This window comes from Streptomyces sp. KLMMK (assembly GCF_036961605.1).
Taxonomy (GTDB): domain Bacteria; phylum Actinomycetota; class Actinomycetes; order Streptomycetales; family Streptomycetaceae; genus Streptomyces; species Streptomyces telluris.
On the sequence record NZ_JBAMDC010000453.1, the window covers coordinates 1 to 4,801 of the forward strand.

Below are 4,801 nucleotides of genomic sequence, written 5' to 3' on the forward strand. Positions count from 1 at the left end.
TCGCCCCGCGGGTCCTCACGGCCGTCGCTGTGATGCGGGGCCTCGGCCAGGGCGTGGACGGCATCGGTGAGGTGCATCGGGCCGTAGCCGCCGGTGACGCTGGGCGCACCGCCGTGGGCGTCCCAGCGCGACTGCAGATAGGAGACCCCCAGCAGCACGCTCTGCGGGACCCGGTACTCACGGGAGGCCTCGGCGAAGGCCCGCTGCAGGGCGCCGGAGCGCGGCTGCCGGTCCGTGGCCGTGGGAGTGGCGGTCGCGTGAGACGCCAGGGGCAGCAACAGGGCGGCCGAAGCCATGACTCCGGCCGCCCTGAACGCGGCCTGTCTTCTTCGCCGTGGTCTGAGAAGGGCGGTCCACGGTCGGGGAGCGGATCCTCGCAATGCAGCCTCCTCGGGGCGGCCCGTGTCACGCGCGGGAACGGTCTGGGGCGCGATCGGGCGTGCGGGACCGGACGTAACCAGAGGTAGCCCCTGGCGGACGTTCCGTCAATCATGCTGCTGCGATGCATGTTGCCCACGGCTGCTGCTGCGCCTCTTGCTTCCCGGCACCTTCCCTCCGGAGAAGACGGCGACACGCCGCGCAGCGTGCGCGGCGTGTCGTGGAGGGGCGGAGGCGGTGGGTCAGCGGGTGCCGACCGCTGCCCGGACGGCGCGCCTGGCGAGTGCGCAGTCGTCGTGCAGGCGGCGCAGCAGCAGCCGCTGCTCCTCACCCGACTCGGCCGCGCCGGGTGCCGCCGCGGCCGGCTCGTCCACGGCTCGCTGTACGGCCGTCTCGCAGGTGCGGATCTCGCGGGTCAGCACGAGCATGAGATTCACCAGGAAGGCGTCACGCTGCACCGTGCCGGCCTGCTGGGCGACCTGGCTGATGTGGCGGCGCGCCGCGGGCGCGTCGCCGAGGACCGTCCACAGCGTGGCGAGGTCGTAGCCCGGGAGATACCAGCCCGCCTGGTCCCAGTCCACCAGCACGGGGCCGGTGGGGGCCAGGAGGATGTTGGACAGCTGGGCGTCACCGTGGCAGAACTGCCCCTGGACATGGGCCAGCCCGTGCAGCAGCTTCTGCAGATCGCCCATGTCGCGGTCGGTCAGCAGGCCCAGCTCGTGGTAGCGGGCGATGCGCTTGCCGTAGTCCAGCGGCATGTCGAACATGCCGGCCGGCGGGCGCCAGAGGTTGACCCTGCAGATCGCGCCGAGTGCGGCTCGCACATCTGCACGGGGCGGCGCCTCCGAGGGGTGCCGCTGCAGGGCGGCGGGACGCCCGGGCATGCGCTCGATCACCAGCGTGCAGTTGTCGGGGTCCGCGGCGATGAGCCGCGGCACCCGCACCGGCGGACGGTGGCGGACGAACGCACGGTATGTAGCTATTTCGTGCCGGAACCGCTCGGTCCAGGACGGTGAATGATCCAGTAAACACTTGGCCACTGCCGTGGTGCGGCCCGTGGAGCCGACCAGCAGGACCGAGCGCCCGTTGCGGCGCAGGACCTGGACGGGGTTGAACTCCGGGCAGATGCGGTGCACTGCGGCGATCACCGTGCGCAATTGCGTGCCCTGAGGGCCGGACAAGTCGATTCTCCCGCTGAGCGGTTGCCCCCCCAGCCCCGGGGACCGCCGGGCCCGTCCGCCCCCGAAGGCAGCCCCCGCGGCGTGGGAGGGGTCGAGGTACGGTCCGCCGCCGGCGTGGGGAGGGCGGAGCCGGGGCGGGGCGGACACGGAGGACGAGGCTGCATACATGAGCGGAACGGATCCCTTCGTGTGCCGACGAGTTGCCGCGCTCCCCCGGTCCCCGGGCCGGCGTGCACCCTGGGGAATGCACGTGGTCCGCGGCCGGGCTCCGGACGGTCCCTCTCGGGCGTCCGGCTACCGGCCGGTTCGGCCGACTGGCGGCGGCCGGGGTGGCGCGTTCCTACATCACACCCGCCCGCGGGTGGCACACCATGTGGCGGACCCTGGCGAACCCTGGCGAATACTCGCCTGGCCCATGACGGCCCGCTACCTTCAAGTCAGCCGAGAACCTGGGGGCTTGACGTGACGAGGGAACCCAACACCCGCCTCGCGGATCTGTTCGGCCTGGCCGGATGGTCCAAGGGCGAACTGGCGAGGCTCGTGAACCGGCAGGCGGCCGTCATGGGCCACCCGCAGCTGGCGACCGACACCTCGCGGGTGCGGCGCTGGATCGACATGGGGGAGTCCCCGCGCGATCCCGTGCCCAAGGTGCTGGCAGCCCTCTTCACCGAGCGACTCGGCCGTGTCGTGACCATCGAGGACCTCGGGTTCGGTCGGCGAGGGCGCGCGGGTAGGGGGCAGTCCTCGGACGGCCTTCCCTGGCCGCCCGAGCGGACCGCCGCGGTCCTCACCGAATTCACGGGAATGGACCTCATGCTCAACCGACGCGGCTTGGTGGGTGCGGGCGCCGCGCTCGCCGCAGGCTCAGCACTCAGCAGCGCCATGCACGACTGGCTGCACTCCGATCCGGTCCTCGCCTCCGACTCCCCCCGTTTCGACGATCCGCTGCACAGGGACGCCGTCCACGCCGAAACCGCCGGGCTCGACCGCTACGAGGCCGCGCCGGTGGGCTCCACGGAGATCGACGCCTTGGAGCGCTCGGTCGAGGTGTTCCGCGCCTGGGACTCGGCCCGCGGCGGCGGGCTGCAGCGCAAGGCGGTGGTCGGCCAGCTCAACGAGGTGGGGGGCATGCTCTCCTACCACCACCCCGAGCACCTGCAGCGCAGGCTCTGGGGGGTCGCCGCGAACCTCGCGGTGCTCGCCGGCTGGATGTCCCACGACGTGGGCCTCGAGCCCACCGCGCAGAAGTACTTCGTCATCGCCGCCCATGCCGCCCGCGAGGGCGGCGACCGTCCCCGTGCGGGCGAGGCGATCTCCCGCGCGGCCCGCCAGATGGTGCACCTCGGACGGCCCGAGGACGCCCTCGATCTGATGAAGCTCGCCAATTCCGGCTCCGGGGGCGAGACCCTCCCGCGCACCCGCGCCATGCTCAACACCATCGAGGCCTGGGCACAGGCGTCGATGGGCCGCGGCCAGGCCATGCGCAGGACGCTCGGCGAAGCGGAGGAGCTGTTCGTCTCGGACAAGGGAGACGTACCGCCCCCCAGCTGGATGCAGACCTTCGACGAGGCCGACCTCCACGGCATGCAGGCCCTGGCCTACCGCACGCTCGCCGAGCACGACCCCGCGGCCGCGGCCATCGCCCAGCAGCACGCCAAGGAGGCCCTGGCCCTGCGCAGAAGCGGCCACCAGAGGTCGATGATCTTCGACTACATCTCCATGGCGTCGTCCTGCTTCATCAGCAATGACCCCGAGCAGGCGGACACCTACGCCCGGCTGGCCCTGGTGTCGATCGGGGAGACCTCCTCGCACCGCACCTGGGACCGGCTCCGTGAGATGTACCGCCTAACGGGGAAGTACGCGGGATACGCCCGGATCGAGGATCTCCGGCAGGAGATCAAACAGGCCCTGCCCAAGGCCCCCAAGGCGCAGCCGAAGAAGGGTGGCGGCGCCGGCGGGAAGGGGATGGCGGTGTAAGCCGCCGGGGCACGCGCCGGGCGGTCCCGGCAGCGGAAGCGGGCCGTGATCCGGGCCGTGGCGGCCTCAGCCGCTCACAACGGTCTCAGCCGTTCCATGGTCTTCAGCCGTTCGATCGTCTCAGTCGTTGACGCGCCCGATCAGCAGGCAGGCGTCGTCCTCGCGCTCCTTGCCGCCGAACTCCTCCAGCACGGCCCGTACGCACTCCTGTGCGCACTTCGCCGTGGCGAACCGGGGGGCGAAGCCCAGCAGTCTGTCGGTGACGGTCTCGGTGATCGGACCGGCACTGTGGGGCGAGAGCCCGTCGGTGTGCAGGAGGAGGACGTCACCGGGCTCCAGGAGCTCCTCCGCCTGTCCGTACGCGGCGTCGGAGACGGCCCCGAGCAGCATGCCCTCCGGCGGCTGCAGCGCACGGCCCTTCCCCCGGCGGAAGAGCAGGGGCGCGGGGTGGCCCGCCTGGGACCAGGTCAGGGTGCGGGTCGCGGGGTCGTAACGGCAGCAGACCGCGCTGCCCAGGGCGGGCTGCGCGGAGGCGTCGAGGAGGTGGTTGAGCCAGCCCATCAGCGGGCCGGGGTCGGCACCGGTCACGGCCATGCCGCGCAGCGCGCCCAGCAGCATGGCCATGCCGGAGGTGGCGGTGGCGCCGTGCCCGGTGAGACCGCCGACGCTGAGCAGGGTCTGGCCCGCGGGCAGCCGCAGGGCATCGAACCAGTCGCCGCCGATGAGGGCGCTGCTGGCGGAAGGGAGGTAGTGAGCGGCGAGGTCGAGGGTGCCACGGGAGCCGTCGGACGGGGCGGTGCCGCCTTCGGGGAAGCACAGGGAGCCGCGCCACGGTGGCAGCACGGCTTCCTGCAGCTCGACCGCGAGCCGGCGCTCGGCCTGGGCGAGGTGCTGACGGCGCTGCAGCGAGTGGCACGTCTCGTCCACGGCCTCGCGGCTGCGGCGGAGCTCGCTGACGTCCCGTAAGACGGCCCACATGGAGGCCGTGGAGCCGTCGGAGCCGAGGACGGGCTCGCCCATCATGTGCACCGTGCGGACCGAGCCGTCGCCGCGCACGATGCGGAACTCGCCGTCGATGGGCTTGCCGTCGATCAGGCAGCCGGTGACCATCGCGGTCAGCTGCCCGCGGTCCTCCTCGGGCAGCCAGGAGGGCAGCTCGTCCAGCGTCAGCGGGCCGTCCTCGGGGCGGCGGCCGAACAGCGGGAACAGCTCGTCGGACCAGGTGGCCTCGTCGGTGAGGAGATTCCACTCGGCGCTGCCGACCC

The 4,801-nt window shown here is 72.6% G+C and carries 3 protein-coding genes and 1 pseudogene; 1 reads left to right on the forward strand and 3 read right to left on the reverse strand.

The window, feature by feature from the left end; genetic code table 11:
• Both V7793_RS33400 and V7793_RS33405 read right to left on the reverse strand, forming a co-directional pair.
• Positions 1–296: pseudogene (locus V7793_RS33400) on the reverse strand (N-acetylmuramoyl-L-alanine amidase); the annotation flags it as partial.
• Between the two features lie 324 nt (positions 297–620).
• On the reverse strand, positions 621–1,727 hold the full coding sequence (locus tag V7793_RS33405; protein WP_336013456.1) for an aminoglycoside phosphotransferase family protein: 1,107 nt from the start codon (positions 1,725–1,727) through the stop codon (positions 621–623).
• Between the two features lie 294 nt (positions 1,728–2,021).
• On the opposite strand from V7793_RS33405, the gene V7793_RS33410 reads away from it, so the two are divergent.
• Positions 2,022–3,536, forward strand: coding sequence for a DNA-binding protein NsdB (locus V7793_RS33410; RefSeq protein WP_336013457.1), 1,515 nt, complete (start codon positions 2,022–2,024; stop codon positions 3,534–3,536).
• Positions 3,537–3,656: 120 nt separating this feature from the next.
• Here V7793_RS33410 and V7793_RS33415 read toward each other — a convergent pair.
• Positions 3,657–4,801: PP2C family protein-serine/threonine phosphatase (locus tag V7793_RS33415; RefSeq protein WP_336013458.1), on the reverse strand; the 1,145-nt coding region annotated here is incomplete at its 5' end.

Bases quoted from the DNA above. Each gene is read 5' to 3' on its own strand.
- V7793_RS33405 (WP_336013456.1), bottom strand. From the start codon at position 1,727: ATGTATGCAGCCTCGTCCTCCGTGTCCGCCCCGCCCCGGCTCCGCCCT.